Origin of the sequence: Acinetobacter sp. ATCC 27244, assembly GCF_000156555.1 — a bacterium.
In the GTDB taxonomy this organism is placed as follows: domain Bacteria; phylum Pseudomonadota; class Gammaproteobacteria; order Pseudomonadales; family Moraxellaceae; genus Acinetobacter; species Acinetobacter haemolyticus.
In genome coordinates this window covers 77,027-77,799 of the sequence record NZ_GG665956.1, presented here as the reverse complement: position 1 = coordinate 77,799, position 773 = coordinate 77,027, and the positions used below count along the sequence as shown (strand labels likewise).

General features: G+C 30.9%; 2 protein-coding genes. Both read left to right on the top strand.

The features are described from left to right. The first annotated feature begins 148 nt into the window (after window positions 1-148). A complete protein-coding gene (locus HMPREF0023_RS09325) occupies window positions 149-400 on the top strand; it encodes a polymorphic toxin type 46 domain-containing protein (protein WP_010589574.1) in 252 nt (83 codons plus the stop codon). Between the two features lie 3 nt (window positions 401-403). Beyond that, window positions 404-676, top strand: a complete 273-nt coding sequence (locus HMPREF0023_RS09320; protein ID WP_008941961.1) for a hypothetical protein — start codon at window positions 404-406, stop codon at window positions 674-676. Window positions 677-773: the final 97 nt, after the last annotated feature.

Sequence of the window (773 nt, the reverse complement as noted above, 5' to 3'; positions counted from 1 at the left end):
CATATTGATGTCTATCCTCCTGTTTCTAGGTATTGGGAATTGGAGGACACTATAAGAATGAGGAAATATCAGTGAATATTAAACCAATTAAAAATGATGTTGAACTTACTAACGCTTTTATTCGATATTGAAAATAGATGAAAAATATGTGCAACATATTAAAGATGGTAGAATTGGCAATTATTTTGCACCAGTTGGTACTCCAGCAAACCATTTAGGAATTAACCCAGCAGGAAGAGTGCCAATTACTTTTGCTCCAGTAAAGGAAACAGAGGTGCTTAAATCAAAAGCTAAAGAAATTGTTGATACATGGACTGATCCGAATAAACCTTATCCAGCAAAAGGTGGTGGTACACAGTATTTTGTTCCAAACAAAGAAAATTTAAAACAGGTGAAGTGATTAATGAATAAACGGCTAGAACTATTTTATATTGCACTAGAAAAATGCGAGAATCTAATAGGTTTATATCCAGATTTAATTGTGTTGAAATCTATTTATAACCAAATTGAATATTTAATAAGTTTTGAAAAAAATATGGATATTGATAAAAGTCGAATATCTGAAATTATTATTGGGGTACAGACAGTAAGGGAAATTGAACCTTTAGATGATATAGCTTCAGAAATTTTTTATAGGGTAGCCGATGAAGCAAGAAAAATGAATAAATCCATGTGAATTGAAAAACGTGCATTACCTTTTAGCTCATTAAATAAACCTTATAGGCAATATGAAGTTATAAAGCCTATTACTCCTACAGCTGAATCAAAAATCT

Coding starts and splice junctions, on each gene's coding strand:
- HMPREF0023_RS09320 (WP_008941961.1), top strand. CDS start 404: ATGAATAAACGGCTAGAACTATTTTATATTGCACTAGAAAAATGCGAG.